Origin of the sequence: Vibrio sp. SCSIO 43153, from assembly GCF_023716625.1 — a bacterium.
Lineage (GTDB): Bacteria > Pseudomonadota > Gammaproteobacteria > Enterobacterales > Vibrionaceae > Vibrio > Vibrio rotiferianus.
The window spans coordinates 2,380,331-2,401,368 of the sequence record NZ_CP071855.1 but is presented as its reverse complement, the minus strand read 5'-3'; the positions used below and the strand labels follow the sequence as shown (position 1 = coordinate 2,401,368).

16 protein-coding genes are annotated in these 21,038 nt (G+C 45.7%); 15 read left to right on the top strand and 1 reads right to left on the bottom strand.

Translation table 11 applies throughout. The features are described from left to right. Window positions 1–26 precede the first annotated feature (26 nt). From fabB to purF, 10 genes are all read left to right on the top strand, one after another. The gene (gene fabB / locus J4N37_RS11495; protein ID WP_010449539.1) at window positions 27–1,238 is read left to right on the top strand and encodes a beta-ketoacyl-ACP synthase I; all 1,212 of its coding nucleotides are present in this window, start codon (window positions 27–29) and stop codon (window positions 1,236–1,238) included. A 317-nt stretch (window positions 1,239–1,555) separates the two neighbouring features. Next, window positions 1,556–2,689 carry a 4-phosphoerythronate dehydrogenase gene (locus tag J4N37_RS11490; RefSeq protein WP_252040954.1) on the top strand — a complete coding sequence of 378 codons (1,134 nt, stop codon included), beginning with the start codon at window positions 1,556–1,558 and terminating at the stop codon, window positions 2,687–2,689. Continuing rightward, the gene (locus J4N37_RS11485) at window positions 2,686–3,699 is read left to right on the top strand and encodes an aspartate-semialdehyde dehydrogenase (protein WP_010449535.1); all 1,014 of its coding nucleotides are present in this window, start codon (window positions 2,686–2,688) and stop codon (window positions 3,697–3,699) included. The genes J4N37_RS11490 and J4N37_RS11485 overlap by 4 nt, the downstream gene beginning before the upstream one ends. 209 nt (window positions 3,700–3,908) lie before the next feature. Beyond that, window positions 3,909–8,672 (top strand): FimV/HubP family polar landmark protein, encoded by a 4,764-nt coding sequence (locus J4N37_RS11480; protein ID WP_252040953.1) that lies wholly within the window; start codon window positions 3,909–3,911, stop codon window positions 8,670–8,672. 91 nt (window positions 8,673–8,763) lie between these two features. Beyond that, window positions 8,764–9,558 (top strand): tRNA pseudouridine(38-40) synthase TruA, encoded by a 795-nt coding sequence (gene truA / locus J4N37_RS11475; protein WP_010449526.1) that lies wholly within the window; start codon window positions 8,764–8,766, stop codon window positions 9,556–9,558. A gap of 196 nt (window positions 9,559–9,754) precedes the next feature. Beyond that, a complete protein-coding gene (accD, locus tag J4N37_RS11470; RefSeq protein ID WP_038887054.1) occupies window positions 9,755–10,681 on the top strand; it encodes an acetyl-CoA carboxylase, carboxyltransferase subunit beta in 927 nt (308 codons plus the stop codon). Between the two features lie 46 nt (window positions 10,682–10,727). Further along, complete coding sequence (folC, locus tag J4N37_RS11465; RefSeq protein WP_010449522.1) at window positions 10,728–11,990, top strand: bifunctional tetrahydrofolate synthase/dihydrofolate synthase; 1,263 nt, start codon at window positions 10,728–10,730, stop codon at window positions 11,988–11,990. 14 nt (window positions 11,991–12,004) lie between these two features. Then, window positions 12,005–12,598 carry an SPOR domain-containing protein gene (locus tag J4N37_RS11460; RefSeq protein WP_010449519.1) on the top strand — a complete coding sequence of 198 codons (594 nt, stop codon included), beginning with the start codon at window positions 12,005–12,007 and terminating at the stop codon, window positions 12,596–12,598. A 61-nt stretch (window positions 12,599–12,659) separates the two neighbouring features. Then, window positions 12,660–13,151 (top strand): CvpA family protein, encoded by a 492-nt coding sequence (locus tag J4N37_RS11455; RefSeq protein WP_009842584.1) that lies wholly within the window; start codon window positions 12,660–12,662, stop codon window positions 13,149–13,151. A 36-nt stretch (window positions 13,152–13,187) separates the two neighbouring features. Then, a complete protein-coding gene (gene purF, locus J4N37_RS11450; RefSeq protein ID WP_010449512.1) occupies window positions 13,188–14,702 on the top strand; it encodes an amidophosphoribosyltransferase in 1,515 nt (504 codons plus the stop codon). A 331-nt stretch (window positions 14,703–15,033) separates the two neighbouring features. On the opposite strand, the gene J4N37_RS11445 is transcribed toward purF, so the two are convergent. Continuing rightward, the gene (locus J4N37_RS11445; RefSeq protein ID WP_010449511.1) at window positions 15,034–15,909 is read right to left on the bottom strand and encodes a LysR family transcriptional regulator; all 876 of its coding nucleotides are present in this window, start codon (window positions 15,907–15,909) and stop codon (window positions 15,034–15,036) included. A gap of 284 nt (window positions 15,910–16,193) precedes the next feature. On the opposite strand from J4N37_RS11445, the gene J4N37_RS11440 reads away from it, so the two are divergent. The 5 genes from J4N37_RS11440 (at window position 16,194) to dnaX (ending at window position 20,973) form a co-directional block, all read left to right on the top strand. After that, window positions 16,194–17,300 (top strand): response regulator, encoded by a 1,107-nt coding sequence (locus tag J4N37_RS11440; RefSeq protein ID WP_252040952.1) that lies wholly within the window; start codon window positions 16,194–16,196, stop codon window positions 17,298–17,300. Window positions 17,301–17,515: 215 nt separating this feature from the next. Beyond that, window positions 17,516–17,647: a hypothetical protein gene (locus tag J4N37_RS25135; protein WP_010449509.1), complete on the top strand. Its 132-nt coding sequence runs from the start codon at window positions 17,516–17,518 to the stop codon at window positions 17,645–17,647. Window positions 17,648–17,719: 72 nt separating this feature from the next. Then, the gene (locus J4N37_RS11435) at window positions 17,720–18,067 is read left to right on the top strand and encodes a YbaN family protein (protein ID WP_045385841.1); all 348 of its coding nucleotides are present in this window, start codon (window positions 17,720–17,722) and stop codon (window positions 18,065–18,067) included. 162 nt (window positions 18,068–18,229) lie between these two features. Then, window positions 18,230–18,775, top strand: coding sequence for an adenine phosphoribosyltransferase (gene apt, locus J4N37_RS11430; RefSeq protein WP_045385826.1), 546 nt, complete (start codon window positions 18,230–18,232; stop codon window positions 18,773–18,775). An 8-nt stretch (window positions 18,776–18,783) separates the two neighbouring features. Next, entirely contained in the window at window positions 18,784–20,973 is a 2,190-nt protein-coding gene (dnaX, locus tag J4N37_RS11425; protein ID WP_252040951.1) for a DNA polymerase III subunit gamma/tau, read from the top strand. The last annotated feature ends 65 nt before the right edge of the window (window positions 20,974–21,038 follow it).

Sequence of the window (21,038 nt, the reverse complement as noted above, 5' to 3'; positions counted from 1 at the left end):
GATTTTTGAATTATAGGAATGTCATAATGAAACGAGTCGTAATCACCGGTATGGGTATTGTTTCAAGTATCGGTAACAACGTCGAAGAAGTTCTAGCGTCTCTTAAAGCGGGCAAATCTGGCATCACTGCGTCTGAGCAGTTTAAAGAAAACGGTCTGCGCTCGCAGGTTTGGGGTGATCTGAAAATCAACCCAGCAGAGCACATTGATCGTAAGCAGATGCGCTTTATGGGTGATGCGGCTGCTTATGCATACCTATCCATGCAGCAAGCAATTGAAGACGCTGGTCTATCTGAAGAACAAGTTTCAAACGATCGTACAGGTATCGTTGCTGGTTCTGGTGGTGCTTCTGCATTCAACCAAACAGTTGCGACAGACACAATGCGTGCGAAAGGCGTAAAACGCGTAGGTCCTTACATGGTGCCGCGTACTATGTCTTCAACAGTATCTGCGTGTCTTGCAACACCATTTAAGATTCGTGGTGTGAACTACTCAATGAGCTCAGCTTGTGCAACATCTGCACACTGTATCGGTCACGCGATGGAGCTTATCCAACTTGGCAAGCAAGACATCGTATTCGCTGGTGGTGGTGAAGAGCTAGATTGGTCTCAAACTATGATGTTTGACGCAATGGGCGCACTATCTACTAAGTACAACGAGACTCCAGATAAAGCATCTCGTACTTACGATGCAGACCGTGATGGTTTCGTTATCTCTGGCGGCGGCGGCATGCTGGTTATCGAAGAACTTGAGCACGCTCTAGCTCGTGGCGCGAAAATTTACGGTGAAATCGTAGGTTACGGTGCGACTTCTGATGGCTACGACATGGTAGCACCATCAGGTGAAGGTGCGGTTCGCTGTATGAAGATGGCAATGCAAGATGTTGATGCTATCGACTACATCAATACGCACGGTACATCGACTCCAGTTGGTGACGTGAAAGAGCTAGGTGCTATCCAAGAGCTATTCGGTGACAACAGCCCTGCTATCTCTGCAACGAAAGCGATGACAGGTCACGCACTAGGTGCAGCTGGCGTTCACGAAGCAATTTACTCAACGCTAATGCTAGACAATGGCTTCATTGCTCCAAGTGTGAACATCTCTAACTTGGATGAAGCAGCACAAGGTCTAGACATCGTAACGGAAGCTCGTGACGCTGAGCTAACGACAGTTATGTCAAACAGCTTTGGTTTTGGTGGTACAAACGCGACATTGGTAATCAAAAAGTACCAAGCATAAGCGACCCAAAGCTAACTGAATTTGTTGGGCTGTGATTCTCTTCGTGGAGTGAACCGACCAACAAACCAGTTTCCAGAGCTTGATCAGGTCAACTGATCGAACAGACGCAGACTTTATCCCAAGGAGAGCGGGATAGGATCCTTTTGTTCTGGAACTTTGCCCGGCTAATTTAGCCGGGCTTTTTCTTTTCTGAAACCTGCTTTTGAAAGTCACTTGGGTATAGTTGTTGAGATTTTTCAAGAAAAGGGCACAATCGCTTTAGCTTCGCATCTTGCGAATAAACGAACTCATACAAATGGATGTTAAACGCTGGCGCTATGAAAATTATTGTTGATGAAAATATGCCGTACGCTGAAGAGCTATTCAGCCAACTCGGAGAAGTGATTCTAAAACCCGGTCGTACACTGACAGCCGATGATTTAGTGGATGTAGATGCGCTAATGATTCGCTCGGTCACCAAAGTAAACGCAGAGCTGATCAGCAAAGCAAACAAGCTGAAGTTCGTTGGTACAGCAACAGCAGGCATGGATCATGTAGACCAAGCACTATTGCAAGAGAAAGGTATTTTCTTCACCGCAGCACCAGGTTGTAACAAAGTTGGTGTTGCTGAGTACGTGTTCAGTGTCATGATGGTGTTAGCACAGCCGCAAGGATTCTCGGTTTTCGATAAAACCGTTGGCATCATTGGCGCGGGGCAAGTCGGTAGCTATCTTGAAAAATGTTTGAAGGGCATGGGCATTAATGTGCTTATTAATGACCCGTTCAAACAAGAAGAGGGTGATTCTCGCAGCTTCACTCCGCTAGCCGAGTTGATCGAACGTTCTGACATCATTACGCTGCACACGCCAATCACCAAAGATGGCCCATACCCAACGCATCATCTGATTGATGAGAAGGTGCTAAATGGTCTTCGTAGCGATCAAATTCTTATCAATGCGGCACGCGGTCCAGTCGTGGACAACCAAGCGCTTAAGCAACGTTTACTGAAAAACGACGGCTTTACAGCGGCACTCGACGTGTTTGAATTTGAACCAGAGGTTGATATGGAGCTTCTGCCTCTGCTAGCATTCGCAACCCCTCACGTTGCAGGCTATGGTCTGGAAGGGAAAGCTCGCGGTACGACGATGATTTTCAACAGTTACTGTGAGTTCTTAAATAACGAATTACGTGCGCATGCCAGCGATTTACTGCCAACCGCGCCTGTTCCTACTATGGTATTGGACAGAGCATGGGATGAAGCGACGCTGCACAACATCACGCAGTTAATCTATGATGTGCGTAAAGATGACGCTCTTTTCCGCCGCGAAATCAGTAAGCCAGGCTCTTTTGACCTGATGCGTAAGAACTACTGGGATCGCCGCGAGTACAGCGCTGTCACGCTAATGGGTAATGAAACATGTAATCTTGCACCATTAGCAGAACTAGGTTTTCAGGTTGAGGTAAGTCAATGAGCCAGCAATACAATGTTGCCGTATTAGGTGCGACCGGTGCGGTCGGTGAAACAATTTTGGAAGTGCTTCAAGAGCGCAAATTCCCAGTAGGCGAAATCTTCCTACTAGCGAGTGAGCGCAGTGAAGGTAAGACTTACCGCTTCAATGGTAAAACGGTACGTGTTCAAAACGTAGAAGAGTTTGATTGGTCTCAAGCGCACATCGCGTTGTTCTCTGCTGGCGGTGAACTATCTGCTAAATGGGCACCAATTGCAGCTGACGAAGGTGTTATCGTAATCGACAATACGTCACACTTCCGCTACGAATACGACATTCCTCTTGTTGTTCCAGAAGTAAACCCAGAAGCGATTGCAGAGTTCCGTAACCGCAACATCATCGCAAACCCGAATTGTTCAACCATTCAAATGCTGGTGGCGCTGAAGCCAATTCACGATGCAGTTGGTATCGAGCGTATTAACGTGTCAACGTACCAATCGGTTTCTGGTGCAGGTAAGTCAGGTATTGATGAGCTTGCCGGTCAAACAGCGAAACTGCTAAACGGTCTACCAGCTGACAAGAAGCAATTTTCTCAGCAAATCGCGTTTAACTGTATTCCGCAAATCGACCAGATGATGGAAAACGGCTACACCAAAGAAGAAATGAAAATGGTGTGGGAGACGCAAAAAATCTTCAACGATTCATCGATCACAGTAAACCCAACGTGTGTTCGTGTACCAGTGTTCTACGGTCATGCAGAAGCACTTCACGTTGAAACTCGTTCTCCAATTGATGCGCAAGAAGTTATCAACCTTCTTGAGCAAACGGATGGTATTGAAGTATTCCACGGTGAAGACTTCCCAACACAGGTTCGCGATGCGGGCGGTAAAGACCATGTTATGGTTGGTCGAATCCGTAACGATATCAGCCACCACAGCGGCGTAAACTTATGGGTCGTTGCGGATAACGTTCGTAAAGGCGCAGCAACTAACGCGGTTCAAATCGCAGAAGTTCTAATCCGCGACTACTATTAATTGGTACTTGGTCACTTTGATTAAGGATCTTAAAGCCTCGCTCAGTGCGAGGCTTTTTTGTTCTATCTGAAAAAAATTGTGTGAGATTAGTACGAATATTTCGCGAGCCCCACATTTTTTATCCTCAAACCTATAGTTTTGCTCGCTATATCCGATATATTTAACCGATCACCATTTAAATTATTTTTAGCACACAGACTGAGCTTTTTATGCATCAAAACTATAAGCGTCTATTAGCTGCACTAATGCTGATGGGCGCGACTCAGACATCGTCAGTGGTACAGGCTGAAGCAATTCGACTTGTCGGCCCCTCTGGTGAAGTGCAAGCTGCTCCGAGTTATGCAGAGCAGATAGAAAGAGCGCTTCCAGCGACTCCAGAAAATTTACAGCCTTCACGTTTTTACGGCCCTACCGGTCAAAATGAAACGTTATGGTCTATCGCGACTAAGTTAAGGCCATCAAACTCAGTTTCTGTTCAGCAAACGCTACTTGCCATTTATCGTATCAACCCTCAAGCGTTTGAGAATCAGAATATCCATCTCTTGGAATCTGGTAGCCGTTTAAGAGTGCCATCTCTTGAGCAAACTCGGATTGCTACAACCGCTCAAGCGGCGGCTGTAATGAAGGCGCATCAGGCAAAACTCAATCAAGCGACACAGCCAAAACCTGTTGAACCTAAGCCTGAACCTGTACGCCCAGTCCAAGCAAAGCCTGAGCCTCAAACTACTACGCCGAAGATAAATGTGGTTCAACCTGAGGAAGTTCAGATTACAGAGAAACCGCTTCCTAAAGTGGAAACTTCTCCTCAGGGAGAGCAACAGGTATCGGCATTAAAAGAAAAGCTACAAGTGTCTCAAGGCGAGTTGGAATCACTCGAAGAAAAGAATCACCATTTGAGGTTGATGCTTTCTGAAGTTCAAACCGAAGTAGATTCTTTAAAAACTGAATTAAATGACGAAGAGCGCATTCGCTCAGAAGTTGAAAAATTATTAGCTGAAGAACGTCAACGCGTTGCTGAGCAACAAAGAATGCAGCCGAGCACATTGGATAAAATTTTGTCCAATGGCTGGTTAGTTGGTCTCGCTGCATTGATTCCAGGTGTATTGATTGCCTTATTGATCGTGATGCTGTTGGGACGTCGTTCAGCTGCGAAAGAAGAAGCCGCGGAAACAGAAACGCCTACACCTGAAATGGCAGCTGCACCGCTCGCTATTGGTGACTCCATTGATGAGCTTGATGAAGAGTTGAGTCTAGATGATGATCTCTTTGGTGATGATAGTGACCATGACGAGCTGTTCTCTGATGACAGCGGTCAAGAGGATGACGACGTCTTTGCAAGTTTGGACGATGACGATCTTGACTTCAATCTTGAAGGGGAAGATGGAGAAGATCCATTCGCTGGTATTGGTGACGATGGCGACCTTGATGTTGGTTTAGATGACTTTGATTCGTCGGCTAATGGAATCAGCGTTAATGGTGAAGAGAAAGCGTTAGGTCTTGAAGAGATGGAACGCGCACTAGATGAAGTATCACCAGAACTAGATTTAGATGATACCGCTTCAGGTGATGACTCTGCTTTCGATCTCTCTGATGAGCCGGCAGATACTGGTTTGTCTATGTCAGAAGATGAGTTCTCAGAACTACTATCTGCTGATGAACCAACAGAAGAACTTGAATCGGGTGCATTAGATCAATCAATGCTCGATGACTTGTTCTCTGGACTTGCAGAAGAAGATGATGCTCCGATTGAAGACAGTTCTCCAAGTGAAGTAAACGAAAATGCGTTTGGCGCTGGAATGGCATCTGATGATGACATCGATCAGCTATTAGCACAGTATGAGCAACCTGCCGAAGAGGTTGAAGAGGCTAAATCAACAGCGAACGATGAGTTTGATTTGAGTGAAGACAGCGATGCATCTGCTTTACTCGATGAGTTGCTCGGAGAAGATGATGGCGGTTCACTGTCAGAGTTAGACCCACTTGAAGAGCTTGAAGAACTTGCAGGCTACGATGAAGAGCACATTGACGAAAGTAGCACAGACCTACTCGATGAACTGATTGATTTAGATGAGGATGATAGTGAAGACTTCGATCCTCTAAATGAATTAGAGCAACTGTCAGGCTTTGATAATGATTCAGAGGCATTGGAGTTAGATGAAAATAGCACAGAGTTGCTCGATGAATTATTAGATTCGGATGCTGATGAATTTCTTGAAGAGGACTCCGAGTCCGATAAAGATGCATTTGATGAACTTATCGGTCAAGACGATACAGAGAGCGATGAAGATGAACTATTGTCATCACTTGGCTTTGAGGAACTTCTAGCAGAGCAGTCGCCAGCGGTTGAAGAGAGCTCCTCTTCTTTAGACACTGACTTTGACATTGATGCGCTAGTTTCTGAGCAGCAAGTAGAAGGCTCTCAAGCTGAAGATGAGCAGTCAGTACAAGCTGAGGAAGAGCGCAGTTTTGACCGGAATCAGTTCGTTGGTGATTTGGAAGAGATTTCACCTAAAGGCGATGCTTTACTTAACGAGCTGTCTGAAGCAGAAGCTCAAGATGAGCCTTTGGAAGATGCAGAGGTTGCCTTTGAAGCTGAATCAGCTCTTGAGTCAGAGCCATCAGATCTACCAGAGCCAGTGGTAGAGGAGGTTATTGAGCCTGAGTTTGAAGAGCCAAAAGTAACGCCAACACCAAATACTTCTCCGAACGAGTTTGGCGTTCCTCAAGAGGAAGACTGGTTACTTGATGAAGAGTCATCACAACCAGAGCAGCCAGTTGCTGAAGCGGAAGAGTTCAACTTCGATGAGCTAGAGTTGCCAGAGTTTGGTGAAGAAGATGCGATGGCATCTATGGCTGAAGAGCCAGCAGAGCCGGAAGCCGCAGCTCAACCAGAGCAGCCAGTTGTCGAAGATGAAGAGTTCAACTTCGATGAGCTAGAGCTACCAGAGTTTGGTGAAGAAGATGCGATGGCATCAATGGCTGAAGAGCCAGCGGAGCCGGAAGTCGCAGCTCAACCAGAGCAGCCAGTTGCTGAAGCGGAAGAGTTCGACTTCGATGAGCTAGAATTACCAGAGTTTGGTGAAGAAGATGCGATGGCATCAATGGCTGAAGAGCCAGCGGAGCCGGAAGTCGCAGCTCAACCAGAGCAGCCAGTTGTTGAAGATGAAGAGTTCAACTTCGATGAGCTAGAGCTACCAGAGTTTGGTGAAGAAGATGCGATGGCATCCATGGCTGAAGAGCCAGCGGAGCCGGAAGTCGCAGCTCAACCAGAGCAGCCAGTCGTTGAAGATGAAGAGTTCAACTTCGATGAGCTAGAGCTACCAGAGTTTGGTGAAGAAGATGCGATGGCATCGGTGGCTGAAGAGCCAGCAGAGCCGGAAGTGGCAGCTCAACCAGAGCAGCCAGTTGTTGAAGATGAAGAGTTCAACTTCGATGAGCTAGAGCTACCAGAGTTTGGTGAAGAAGATGCGATGGCATCAATGGCTGAAGAGCCAGCAGAGCCGGAAGTCGCAGCTCAACCAAAGCAACCAGTTGTTGAAGATGAAGAGTTCAACTTCGATGAGCTAGAATTACCAGAGTTTAGTGAAGAAGATGCGATGGCATCAATGGCTGAAGAGCCAGCAGAGCCGGAAGTCGCAGCTCAACCAGAGCAACCAGTTGTTGAAGATGAAGAGTTCAACTTCGATGAGCTAGAGTTACCAGAGTTTGGTGAAGAAGACGCGATGGCATCAATGGCTGAAGAGCCAGCAGATCCGGAAGTCGCAGCTCAACCAGAGCAACCAGTTGCTGAAGCGGAAGAGTTCAACTTCGATGATCTAGAGTTGCCAGAGTTTGGTGAAGAAGATGCGAAGGCATCCATGGCTGAAGAGTCAGCAGATCCGGAAGTCGCAGCTCAACCAGAGCAACCAGTTGTTGAAGATGAAGAGTTCAACTTCGACGAGCTAGAGTTGCCAGAGTTTGGTGAAGAAGACGCGATGGCATCAATGGCTGAAGAGCCAGCAGAGCCGGAAGTCGCAGCTCAACCAGAGCAGCCAGTTGCTGAAGCGGAAGAGTTCGACTTCGATGAGCTAGAGCTACCAGAGTTTGGTGAAGAAGATGCGATGGCATCAATGGCTGAAGAGCCAGCAGAGCCGGAAGTGGCAGCTCAACCAGAGCAACCAGTTGTTGAAGATGAAGAGTTCAACTTCGATGAGCTAGAGTTGCCAGAGTTTGGTGAAGAAGACGCAATGGCATCAATGGCTGAAGAGCCAGTAGAGCAGGACGTTGAAGAGCAATCTGAACAGGATGCATTGTTTGACATGTTTGCTCAGCCAAGCGAAACGGTAGCTCCAGAGTTTTCGGCGCCATCTGAACCGGAAGTGTCTGATTTTGATGAAGCTGCAATGGCGAATCTACTTTCTGAAGACAGTATGGATTCAGAAACCTTCGATACTGATTTGGACAGTGACACCATAGCAAGCGCAGGCATGGATATTGAGGCTATGCTTGACGTTGGTGATGATTGGGATGGTTTCAAGCTTTCTCCTGAAACTGAGTACCCTTCTCGTGGGGAGGAAGTTCCAGAAGATGAGCGTGAGGTTTGGAGTTCATCAGAGGCACTTGAGCAGCCAAGAATCACCGAAGAAAACTGGGGTGAGCAAGAAGACCTTACCGACTTTGACCCAAAGAAAAATCAGTTCATGACGATTGACGAATTGATGGCTCAAGTGGATAAAGATGGTGGTGAATTTGAAGAACAAGATCTCAAACTTGATGTTGGTTTGAACGAGTTTCCTGATGTGATTGGTGATAATGGTGATGTCGACGTAGATAGTAACGCAGAGGCGGCAGGTAAGCTTGACCTTGCAAAAATCTACCTAGAGATGAATGACCCACAAGGTGCGGTCAAACTGCTAGAGGAAGCCATTGTTTACGGTGAAGATGATATTCGCCGCGAAGCGAAAGGACTCATCGACGCCATCAACGGTCGATAAACAAAAAATGGGTAGCAAACGCTGCCCATTTTTGTATCTGGAAGGACTTACGTATATACTTCCCGCCCCATTTTAGAGTTCGAAGGTTAAAATGAGAATCGCATTAGGTATCGAATATAACGGTACAAATTACTTTGGTTGGCAACGCCAAAGAGAAGTGAAAAGTGTCCAAGAAGAGCTAGAAAAAGCACTCTCTGTTGTCGCGAACCACCCTGTAGAAGTGCAGTGTGCTGGTCGTACAGATGCTGGTGTGCACGGCACAGGTCAAGTTGTTCACTTCGACACCAACGTAAGTCGAAAAATGGTTGCTTGGACAATGGGTGCAAATGCGAACATGCCAAGCGATATTGCTGTCCGTTGGGCGGTAGAAGTACCTGACGACTTCCATGCTCGATTCTCAGCAACTGCACGTCGTTACCGCTACATCATCTTCAATCATGCATTGCGTCCAGGTATCTTAAATTCGGGTGTGAGTCATTACCACGGTGATTTGGACGAGAAAAAAATGCACGAAGCTGGGCAGTACTTACTCGGTGAAAATGACTTCAGCTCATTTCGTGCTGCGCATTGTCAATCATTGAGCCCTTGCCGCAACATGATGCATCTCAATGTAACCCGTCATGGTGATTATGTTGTTATCGACATTAAAGCCAATGCTTTTGTTCACCATATGGTTCGCAATATTACTGGCAGCTTGATTAAAGTAGGCCGCGGTGAAGAAAAACCAGAGTGGATTAAGTCACTTTTAGAAGCGAAAGACCGCAAGTTAGCAGGAGCGACAGCAAAGGCGGAAGGTTTGTATCTGGTAGATGTGGACTATCCAGAAGAGTTTGGATTACCAAGAGTGCCGATCGGCCCCTTATTTTTGCCAGATAATTTGAACTAAATTCACGAACTTAATTCAAAATATCGGTACTTTAGAAGAGATCGCCGCGATAACCATTGTTGCGTCACCTGTATCAAAAATAGGTACAACCAGTTTTTTATCTACAGTCGCGGCAAGATATGTTTTAATCCGTCCGTAATATTCCGAATTTATATCTTTCGCAATGAAGCGGAAGAGTTGAGAGAAAAGGTCTTCCATGAGTTGGCTTGAAAAGATTTTAGAGAAAAGCAACCTTGTAAGTTCACGCAAAGCTTCTATCCCTGAAGGTGTGTGGACTAAATGTACATCTTGTGAGCAGGTGCTATACCATGCTGAACTTGAACGTAACCTAGAAGTTTGTCCTAAGTGTAACCACCACATGCGCATGAAAGCGCGTCGTCGTTTGGAGACTTTCCTAGACGAAGGTGAGCGCGTCGAGCTAGGTACAGAGTTTGAGCCGCAAGATAAACTGAAGTTTAAAGATTCCAAGCGCTACAAAGAGCGCATCTCTGCTGCTCAAAAGAACAGTGGTGAGAAAGATGCATTGGTTGTGATGCAGGGTGAACTGCTAGGCATGCCGCTTGTGGCGTGTGCGTTTGAATTCTCTTTCATGGGTGGTTCAATGGGTTCAGTTGTTGGTGCTCGCTTTGTAAAAGCGGTAGATGCTGCAATTGAAAACAACTGTGCACTTGTTTGTTTCTCTGCAAGTGGTGGTGCGCGTATGCAGGAGGCGCTTATGTCTCTAATGCAAATGGCGAAAACCAGTGCTGCACTTGAACGCCTTTCTGAGAAAGGTCTGCCATTCATCTCTGTACTTACAGATCCAACAATGGGTGGCGTATCAGCAAGTTTGGCGATGCTAGGTGACATCAATATTGGTGAACCTAAAGCGCTGATTGGCTTTGCTGGTCGTCGTGTTATCGAGCAGACTGTACGTGAAGATCTTCCTGAAGGCTTCCAGCGTAGTGAGTTCCTTCTGGAGCACGGTGCGATTGATATGATCGTTGACCGTCGTGAAATGCGTCAGCGTGTGGGTGGTCTAGTGGCTAAGCTAACTAACCACAAATCTCCTATGGTGGTTTCGGTTAACGAATCTCCAAATGAAGAGCCATATTCTGTACCAGAAGCGGACGAAAAAGGGTAAAGTATCAACTAACATAAAAACCAAAGAAATTAATGGTTAAAGTTAGATGACCCAAAACTCTATTCCTCAAGCCACATCCCCTCTAGCGGTGTGGCTTGATTATTTAACAAAACTCCACACTTCAGCAATCGACCTTGGCTTAGACCGCGTTCAAGCGGTAGCACAAAAAGCCAACCTCACTAAACCAGCTCCTACTGTGATTACTGTTGCCGGCACCAATGGCAAGGGTTCAACCTGTGCGCTGATGGAAGCCATTCTATTGGACGCTGGCTACTCAGTCGGTGTGTACAGCTCACCACACCTTATTCGCTACAACGAGCGTGTTCGTATCAATGGCCTTGATGCCGATGACAGCAAACACTGTGAAGCGTTCGACTACATCGAAAAACAGCGCGGCGATATCAGCCTAAGCTTGTTTGAATTCGGTACGTTAGCTGCTCTTCGTATTTTTCAAGTAGAGAAGGTGGATGTGGTTCTGCTAGAAGTTGGCCTTGGCGGTCGCTTGGACGCGACCAACGTGGTTGACCATGACGTGTCAGTTATCACTAGTTTGGCCATTGACCATGTTGACTGGCTGGGTGATGACATTAATGTGATCGGTTTTGAAAAAGCTGGCATTTACCGCGCGGGTAAACCTGCGATTTGTGGTCAACCAACGCCACCTGCATCGGTTGCTGCACACGCTGATGATATCGGCGCGGAATTCTATCAGGTTGGTATTCAATTCGATTACCACCTGACTGACAATGGTTGGAAGTGGTGTAGTGGCGCGTTCGGTCTTGATGATCTTCCGCTTCCTTCTCTGCCTTTACCAAATGCAGCTACTGCTTTAATGGCTCTCGGTGCTTCAGAATTGCAAATCACTGACATTAACATCGTTAATGGCTTGAATAATGCACGCCTAGCTGGCCGAATGCAGGTTCTGCAAAACAGTCCTGAAATCGTACTTGATGTTGCACATAACCCTCATTCAGCAGAATACTTAGTTGAGAAGGTAAAGCGCCAATACGCAGATAAAAACATCCACGTAGTGGTGGCGATGCTGCACGATAAAGATATCAAGGCAACAATCGAAGCGTTAAGCTCAATTGCTACACAATGGTATCCGTCATCGCTGACTGGCCCACGAGCGGCTACAGCGGAGGAACTATGTCAACACTTACCTCAAGGTCAAGTTCAGTTCCAAACGCCAGTAGAAGCGTTTGAGGACGCGAAAATACACGCGACTCAAGACGATGTCATTTTGGTGGTTGGTTCCTTCCATACCGTTGGTGAAGTGTTGGAGCATTGGCAATCAAATAATGAGTAATCAAAGGTAATTTGATGGCAAGTAAATTCCAGAGTCGTTTAGTCGGCACCATCATTCTAGTCGCTGTAGGGGTTATCGTCCTTCCAGACGTACTAGATGGGAAGAAACTCCACTACAAAGAAGAGTTTGCCAGTATTCCTATTAAGCCTGAACTTGATAGCGATGTGGAAAACTTCGAAATTTTAAAACCTGTCGAAGATGATATTTCACTGCCTGACTCTCCAGTGACGGCGACAGTGAATGATTCAGAAGTCGTTGAAGCGGCGGTAGTTGAGTCGAATCAAACGACTGGGACGCAGTCAGAAGAAACGAAACAGCCTGAACAGGTGGAAGTCGCAGTTCGACCGATTGAAGAAAAAAATCAATATGAAGATTCAGCCTGGATCATTCAGTTGATGGCTCTGAAAAATCATGAGAATGCAGTTGCACTAGTAGAGGATTTACAGAAGCGTGGCTACCAAGCTCATGTGAAAAAAGAGAAAACCTTTACTCGTGTGATTGTTGGCCCTGATGTATCAAAAAGTAAACTTGAACGACAGGTCAAGGAATTACAAAAAATTACAGGCTCAAAAGGTCAATTGCTTAAATTTAAGCCATTAAATCCATAAGAAAACGTTTGCGTCAGCGTTTTTTCTGTTAAAATGCGCGCCAACTTAAGATGAAGAAAACATGAATTGGTTAGATTTTGTCATTTTAGGTGTGATCGGATTTTCAGCTCTGATCAGTTTAGTTCGCGGTTTTGCTAAAGAAGCTTTGTCTTTGGTGATTTGGTTTGGAGCATTTTTTATCTCCAGCAACTACTACGCCAAATTGGCGGTGTACTTCACCAACATCGAAGATGAAATGTTTCGGAACGGAGCCGCAATTGCGGCGTTATTCGTCGCAACCTTAGTGGTTGGTGCAGTGGTGAATTACGTCATTGGTCAACTGGTACAAAAAACAGGACTGTCCGGCACCGATCGAATTCTTGGTGTGGTGTTTGGTGGTTTACGTGGAGTGCTGATTGTTTCTGCGGTGCTGTTTTTTATGGATGCGTTTACTGCATTCCCAAGCTCGGATTGGTGGAAAGAGTCACAGTTGGTCCCAGAGTTCAGCCGTATCATCGCCCCGTTCTTCGAGCACTTACAAGCAACATCAAGTTTTTTGTCTGGCACTATCTAGTAGTGCCAGCTACTGTCGCAAATCGAGGATTAGGACATGTGTGGTATTGTTGGAATCGTGGGCACAACGCCTGTAAACCAGTCTATTTATGACGCGTTAACGGTGTTACAGCATCGTGGCCAAGATGCCGCTGGTATTTGTACCATAGAAAGCAATCGTTTTCGTCTGCGTAAGGCGAACGGTTTAGTGAAGGATGTGTTTGAAGCCAAACACATGCAGCGCTTGCAAGGTGAGGTGGGTATTGGACATGTACGCTACCCAACTGCAGGCAGCTCAAGTGCCTCAGAAGCTCAACCTTTCTACGTAAACTCTCCTTTCGGTATTACACTTGCCCACAACGGGAACCTGACTAACGCGCACGAAGTTCGTCAGAAACTGTTTGAAAAAGACCGCCGCCACATTAACACCACTTCAGATTCTGAGGTCTTACTGAACGTATTGGCTCATGAAATCGACACTGTGAAGGGGAACGTTACTTCAGAAGATGTGTTCCGCGCCGTAACAAATGTACATCGTACAATCCGTGGTGCTTATGCCGTCGCTGCAATGATCATTGGGCACGGTATGATTGCATTTCGTGACCCACATGGAATCCGTCCACTTTGTCTTGGTAAGCGCGAAGAGAATGGCAAAACAGAATACATGGTGGCATCAGAATCAGTAGCGTTAGATGCGGTTGGCTTTGATTTTGTACGTGACGTTGCACCAGGTGAAGCAATTTACGCTACGTTCGATGGTGAGTTGTTTACTAAGCAATGTGCTGACAATCCCAAGCTTAATCCATGCATCTTTGAGTTTGTTTACTTTGCTCGCCCAGATTCATTTATCGATAAAATTTCTGTTTACAGCGCACGCGTTGAGATGGGTAAGAAGCTCGGTGAACGTATCAGCGAAGACTACGCAGATCTCGATATCGATGTTGTTATCCCAATTCCAGAAACTTCTTGTGACATTGCTTTGCAAATTGCTCAAGCGATCGACAAACCATACCGCCAAGGTTTTGTGAAAAACCGTTATGTCGGCCGTACCTTTATCATGCCGGGTCAGCAGCAGCGTAAGAAATCTGTGCGCCGTAAGTTGAATGCGATTCGCTCTGAGTTTAAAGGCAAAAACGTACTACTTGTTGACGATTCTATCGTGCGTGGCACAACGTCTGAGCAGATCATTGAAATGGCGCGTGACTCGGGTGCGAATAAAGTATTTATGGTTTCTGCAGCACCTGAAGTTCGTTTCCCGAACGTATATGGTATTGACATGCCAAGTGCAACAGAATTGATTGCTCACGGTCGCGACAACGAGACCATTTGTAAGCAAATTGGTGCAGACGCGCTTATTTATCAGCGCCTTGATGATTTAGTTGAGGCGGTTGGCCTAGGTAACCAAGACATTGCTCAGTTCGATACCTCAGTATTTAACGGCGAATACGTTACTGGTGATATAGATCAGCAATATCTCGATTTCTTAGATGGTATGCGTAATGATGATGCGAAGACGGAACGCGAAATTCAACAAGATTTAGCGAACCTTGAACTGCATAATGAAGGCGCATAATTAGGGTCTGTTGACCTTTTGAGCTGATTTTTGCAGCAGTTTGTGGATTCTTTATGCAAGGCAGAGGCTTTGAAATGTAGTTGCCCTACCTGATAAGCCGATAACGCAGTAGAAAGGAGCCACAAACGCTGCCCGAAGGGTTCGGCTAAAAGCGTTTTACTCTTTGTTGAGAGGATTTTACTTAGAATAACTAGGCTACAAACCTCTCGCCGCGATTAAAACGCTTTTATCTCGAACAAAATTTAACCGCAAAAGGTCAACAGACCCTAGCGACTTCTTAAGAAATAAAAAAACCAGAGCGAAGGCTCTGGTTTTTTTTATGGCTCTTGACTTAGTGAATGTTGTAAGCAATCACGAAATCAATGAATAAGCGCACTTTTTCAGGAAGGTGGTCTTTGTGGTTGTAAAGCATGTAGATATCACGCGGGTTTGCGCTCCAATCTGGCAGAACGCGAACTAAATCACCACTCTCAATAAATTCTTTGATCATCACGTCAGGCATTAGGGTAATACCAAGGCTGTCTGAACAAGCGCTACGAACAACATTTAGCGCGTTAGCTTGGAAGCGACCTCGCTCGATGTTAACGACAGATTCACCCTTGCTGTTAATCAACGTCCACTTAAGAAGAGGGTGCCCTTTAAGTAGCGAGTGATTGCTAAGTTCTTCTGCATGAGTTGGGGCCGGGTTTGCAGATAAGTAGTCGGGACTAGCGACTAAAATATCTTTAACTTCGCCGATCTTACGTGCAATTAGACTTGAATCACGTTGAGGGCCTACACGGAAAATAACATCCCATTCGGTCGGATCAAGTTGATCTGCATTGCTTTCAGTTGTCAGTTCAATATTGATATCTGGGTACTGGCGCATAAAACCATTGAACATCGGCATCATCATGCGCTTAGTCAGATTATATGGCGCGGATATCTTTATCTTGCCAGACGCACCGCGGCATTCGTCGGTGATCTCTTCAGCTGCAGAAGTAAGGCGTTGAAGAAGGGGAGAGCACTCATGATAAAAACGTTCTCCGGCTTCTGTTAGAGACAGTTTTCGCGCATGGCGATTTAACAGTCGCAAGTTAACCGAATCTTCTAGCGCCTGAATACGTCGGGTGATGGTTGCCACCGGAATCATGGTCTTACGCGAAGTTGCGGTATAGCTCCCATTTTCGACAACTAATCGAAACAGGTTCAAATCATCTAATTTCATATTTCCAGACACTTTAAATTACCGTTTTTGGCTAATTTATAATTAACTTTGTGATCAAAGTTTGCTTTAAGTCAACATGTTGCATCATTTCAACACACGAGACATAGCTGAGTAAATACTGATAAAACATGCAATATTTGTATAAAACTCATTTTAAGGCTACGGTTTATAACAAGGTGAAAGGGCCTGATGTCTTGCTGCGCAACGTTTCGTGAGACGTAAATATAACAAAAATAATGACTTATTAATTTGTTTTTTGACTGAGCTTTGTGAGGTGTAAAGGTATGTATAAGACTCACAGTCAAACAGCAATAGCCTCGGCGCAAGAAGCGGTTAATCAGAAACTGATCATGTTAGTGGACGACGATCCGATTTTTCGCAAAGTGACTAGTGCTTATTTGGAAAGTCAGGGATTTAAGGTAGTAGAAGCTGAAAACGGGCTAGAAGCACTGCAACAACTTCGAAATAATGATCCCGACATTATATTGTGTGATTTATCAATGCCAGTGCTCGATGGTATTGAGTTCGTCGAAGAGGTTAGTCTAGAGTATCCATCACTACCCCTTATTGTAGTTTCTGCTACCAATGAGATGTCAGATGTTGCGAAAGCCTTAAGGTTTGGAATAAAAGATTTCTTACCCAAACCCATTAGTAATTATGAACATCTCTATCAAGCAGTTGAAAACACCCTAGAGGATTCTGATTGTCATTTTTCAGAGCAACGCGATTTTTCAAGCCAGTGGTTCCGTGTTGATGATGGCGGCGAGATGCCAGATGAACAGGAATTGCATTGGCACTTAGAGTATCTGCAAAACAACCCAAGCGCCGCTCGGGATCTGCTGCATGCTTTGCTGCCAGAGAAAGATACCACCCAAGGTGATTGGAAGTGTTCATATAGGTTGCTGCAATCCACAGACGTTATGCCTTTGGTATTTGATTATCGATGGTTGATGAATGGTCAGTTTGCATTTTACTTGGTGGATTCTGCTTCTCAGTCAGATAAAGGGGTAGCGACAACACTCCTTATTCGAGCTTTATTTGATGATTACCTAAGGAACCTGAAGAGCTTTAGTGCTGACCTTAAAGACCTTGTCGAGATTATTGAAAAGGGCATTCAGTGTTCAGAGTGTGCAGCGCCAGTCAATGCGGTATTTGGTGTGGCGGATCTGGCTTCTTCTTCAATATCTATACTACCAGCAGGCTTAGACAGCCAATGGATCAATGGCAATATGAACTACCATGTACCAGCTGGATTGAGTTTAGGAGAGGGAAGTGTGAAGAACTTCGTTACCAAAGATCTAACCATTAACACCAATGGTCAGCTTTCAATAGGTTGTATCGGATCTTCAAGCTTTAGCCTCAGTATCATTCAGATGAGTCGGCTTATTTAGTTGTGGGAGTATATTTATACTGAAACGGCGCATTGCGCCGTTTTTTGTTGGTTCGTATCCGGCTTCTTATTCTATAAACCCTTACTTTTTGTTGGTGTTTAGCATTTGCTGTTTAAGGTATAGTCATCGCTTAAAACAATAATGACCCATTTGTGCAACGTTAATTTAACGCGGTGCGTTTGGGAGAAGTAAAGTCAACTAGTGAGAAGAAGCCCATGGCAGACAAAGAATTTAAAGAGCCTTATAATGTTTTTTACTTTTTAGGTTTTATTGCAGTCCTTTTGATCCCAACTCTACCTGCAACGTTAACCTGGCTTCGCGTAATGAACGGTTACGCAGGCTTTTAATTAAAAGATAGTTTATTGGAGTCCACCATTCGTATTAAGCGTTACTTTTTCAATATTGCAGGTGGACTCTGCATGATACTTGGCATTGCAGGTATCGTTCTTCCTTTGCTCCCGACCACACCTTTTATCCTTTTAGCGAGTGCCTGCTTTTTACGTGGTAGCCCGACATTTCATCGTTGGCTACACGAGCATAAAACTTTTGGGCCGATGTTAGAGAACTGGCACAAACATAGAGCGGTAACTCGAAAAGTTAAGCAACGTGGTGCGTTGTTTATCGTATTGAGTTTTACCGTATCAATTCTGGTTGCGCCCTTCATCTGGGTAAAAATTGCGCTTTTAGTGATGCTAATCGTTTTACTCAGTTGGTTTATGCGTCTACCTGTGACTGAGCTTGTTGCTGACAGAGAAGAAAATCACTAAGATTGTAGGGAATAGTGTGCCCGCTCTTCGAGTGGGCGTTTGTATTTTCAGCGCCTGTGATTTTTTAAAAAAGCACATGGTGGTGAAAACCTATTGTTGATTGCCCTCATAATATTGTGATTAGAACAGAGGGTGATGAGCCAATCTAAGTAAACCGGTATTATGACTACAGAAACAATTTCACTGATCAAATCTAGCATCAAAAGCATCCAAGACTACCCAAAACCAGGTATCCTTTTCCGCGACGTAACTAGCCTTCTTGAGGACGCAACAGCGTACCAAGCAACGATTAACCTATTGGTTGAGCGTTACAAAGACATGGGCTTTACTAAAGTTGTGGGTACAGAAGCTCGTGGTTTCCTATTCGGCGCACCTTTAGCGCTAGAGTTAGGCGTGGGTTTTGTTCCTGTGCGTAAGCCTGGCAAGCTTCCTCGCCCGACGGTTGCTCAATCATATGAGCTTGAATATGGTGTCGATACGCTAGAAATTCATACTGATGCAATCGTAGAAGGCGATAAAGTATTGGTTGTTGACGATCTGCTAGCAACTGGCGGCACAATTGAAGCAACAACGAAGCTTATCCGCCAACTAGGCGGTGAGTTAGAGCATGCTGCATTCGTTATCAACCTGCCAGAAATCGGTGGTGATAAGCGTCTAGAAGGTCTAGGCCTGAACGTATACAGCATTTGCGAGTTTGAAGGACACTAATACATTCAATGAGTTATTTAGCTTTAGCGCGAAAATGGCGTCCTAACAAGTTTGACCAAGTCGTAGGCCAGAACCATGTTCTGACGGCTTTAGAGAACGCGTTAGCGCAAAATCGCTTACACCATGCGTACTTATTTAGCGGCACTCGAGGCGTTGGTAAAACGTCGATTGGCCGACTGTTTGCTAAGGGCCTGAACTGTGAGACAGGTATTACTGCTAACCCTTGTGGTGAGTGTGATACTTGTCGTGAGATTGATGAAGGTCGTTTTGTTGACCTATTAGAGATTGACGCAGCTTCTCGTACTAAAGTTGAAGACACTCGTGAACTGTTAGATAACGTTCAATACAAACCCGCTCGCGGACGTTTTAAAGTGTACCTCATCGATGAGGTACACATGCTTTCGCGTCACTCTTTCAATGCACTGTTAAAAACGTTGGAAGAGCCGCCTGAGTATGTGAAGTTCTTGTTGGCGACCACGGATCCACAAAAACTGCCTGTGACGATTCTGTCACGCTGTTTACAGTTCCACCTTAAGCCAATCAGTGTTGATGACATTCATCAGCAACTTGACCATATTCTGGAAAAAGAACAAGTCTCTGCAGAAGCAAGAGCACTTGGCATGATCTCGCACGCTGCAGATGGCAGTATGCGTGATGCATTGAGCTTAACTGACCAAGCGATTGCTCTAGGTAACGGTACAATTCAAACCGATATCGTGAGTCACATGCTTGGGACAATTGATACTGACCAAGCGATTCACTTACTTGAGTCGATCAGCAGTAAGCAACCTCAACAGGCGATGGATAAAATCCAGCAACTTGCATCGAATGGTGTGGAGTGGGATGGATTGTTACAACAACTGGCATCGCAGCTTCATCGTGTCGCGATGTACCAAGCTCTGCCATCGACCTTGGATCAGACGCAACCTGATGCCGAAAAAATCGAATTATTGAGTAAAGCTCTCACACCACAAGATGTTCAGCTTTACTACCAAATTGCTTTAAAAGGTCGTGAAGATCTGACGTTGTCACCAAATGGTCGCGTCGGCATGGAAATGATCGTATTGCGCATGATGGCATTCCGTCCGTCAGCAAATAATAGCGCGAACGTGATTTCTACTTCATCACAGCCTCAAGTCGCGCCGACATCAAGCGTGAGCCCGTCATTGCAAGCGGCTCCGCAGTCATCTGCACAACGACCAGCGCAGCAACAAGCTCCAGTGGCTCAGGCGCCTGCACAGCACGTGCAAAGCCGACCAACGCCGTCAGCGCAACATCAAGCGCCAGCTCAGTCGATGAGTCAGCCGGCGACACAATCCCCGGCTCCCATGAATGAAGCGCCGCAGTACCAACCTGAGTATCAGGGTGGCTACGATATGGCACCACAATACGATATGGCTCCGCCGATGAGTGAGAACCCTGCGCCAACGCAGCAAACTCCTCAACAAGCTCAGCCACAAGAAAGTGCTCCGGCACCTGCTCGTGGTAATTTGAGCGGCCTACGTCACCAATTACGTTCACAGCGTCAGGGGCAGCAACAAGCATCAACGCAAAGTGGTGGCCCAAAAAAGTCTAACGCGACATCTGCACAAAAAGAATCGGTTATTGACCGTTTAGCGCAATTGCATGGCAATTCCGCGCAGGTGTCGCCTAAATCTGCTCCTCAAGCTGAAAAACAAGCACCAGAGGATGAAGCGTACCGTTGGCGTCCAACCAAACCGGTTGAAAAGAAAGCCAATACGCAGTTGACACCTACGCAGCTCAAGCAAGCGCTAGAGCATGAAAAGACGCCAGAGATGGCGCAGAAGCTGGTTGATGAATCGCTAGAGAAAAGCGAATGGGCGAACTTAATTAGCCAAATGAATACCCCAAAATTAGTGGAACAATTGGCATTAAACTCGCATTTCAACAAAGAAGGCTCGACAGTTTCGCTACAATTAAGAGGCAGTCAGGCACACTTGAATACCGACAGAGCGCAAAGTGAGCTTCTGAGTGCACTGAACAATGTGTTGGGAGAAGAGTGTCACCTGAGCATCGGAGTCGGCGAAAACGGTGAGACGCCGCTTGAGTTGAGAGACAGGCTCTACCAAGAAAAATTACAACAAGCTCTGAACAGCTTAGAGAACGATCCACATGTTCAGTTCATCGAACGTCGATTTGCAGCAGAGCTTGATAAAGATAGTGTTCGTCCTATCTAAAAATTGAACGGAATGGGGTTGAAAACGTAATGTGATAACCCCATTAACAGATGCAACACCTAATT

Coding starts and splice junctions, on each gene's coding strand:
- fabB (WP_010449539.1), top strand. CDS start 27: ATGAAACGAGTCGTAATCACCGGTATGGGTATTGTTTCAAGTATCGGT.
- J4N37_RS11490 (WP_252040954.1), top strand. CDS start 1,556: ATGAAAATTATTGTTGATGAAAATATGCCGTACGCTGAAGAGCTATTC.
- J4N37_RS11485 (WP_010449535.1), top strand. CDS start 2,686: ATGAGCCAGCAATACAATGTTGCCGTATTAGGTGCGACCGGTGCGGTC.
- J4N37_RS11480 (WP_252040953.1), top strand. CDS start 3,909: ATGCATCAAAACTATAAGCGTCTATTAGCTGCACTAATGCTGATGGGC.
- truA (WP_010449526.1), top strand. CDS start 8,764: ATGAGAATCGCATTAGGTATCGAATATAACGGTACAAATTACTTTGGT.
- accD (WP_038887054.1), top strand. CDS start 9,755: ATGAGTTGGCTTGAAAAGATTTTAGAGAAAAGCAACCTTGTAAGTTCA.
- folC (WP_010449522.1), top strand. CDS start 10,728: ATGACCCAAAACTCTATTCCTCAAGCCACATCCCCTCTAGCGGTGTGG.
- J4N37_RS11460 (WP_010449519.1), top strand. CDS start 12,005: ATGGCAAGTAAATTCCAGAGTCGTTTAGTCGGCACCATCATTCTAGTC.
- J4N37_RS11455 (WP_009842584.1), top strand. CDS start 12,660: ATGAATTGGTTAGATTTTGTCATTTTAGGTGTGATCGGATTTTCAGCT.
- purF (WP_010449512.1), top strand. CDS start 13,188: ATGTGTGGTATTGTTGGAATCGTGGGCACAACGCCTGTAAACCAGTCT.
- J4N37_RS11445 (WP_010449511.1), bottom strand. CDS start 15,909: ATGAAATTAGATGATTTGAACCTGTTTCGATTAGTTGTCGAAAATGGG.
- J4N37_RS11440 (WP_252040952.1), top strand. CDS start 16,194: ATGTATAAGACTCACAGTCAAACAGCAATAGCCTCGGCGCAAGAAGCG.
- J4N37_RS25135 (WP_010449509.1), top strand. CDS start 17,516: ATGGCAGACAAAGAATTTAAAGAGCCTTATAATGTTTTTTACTTTTTA.
- J4N37_RS11435 (WP_045385841.1), top strand. CDS start 17,720: ATGATACTTGGCATTGCAGGTATCGTTCTTCCTTTGCTCCCGACCACA.
- apt (WP_045385826.1), top strand. CDS start 18,230: ATGACTACAGAAACAATTTCACTGATCAAATCTAGCATCAAAAGCATC.
- dnaX (WP_252040951.1), top strand. CDS start 18,784: ATGAGTTATTTAGCTTTAGCGCGAAAATGGCGTCCTAACAAGTTTGAC.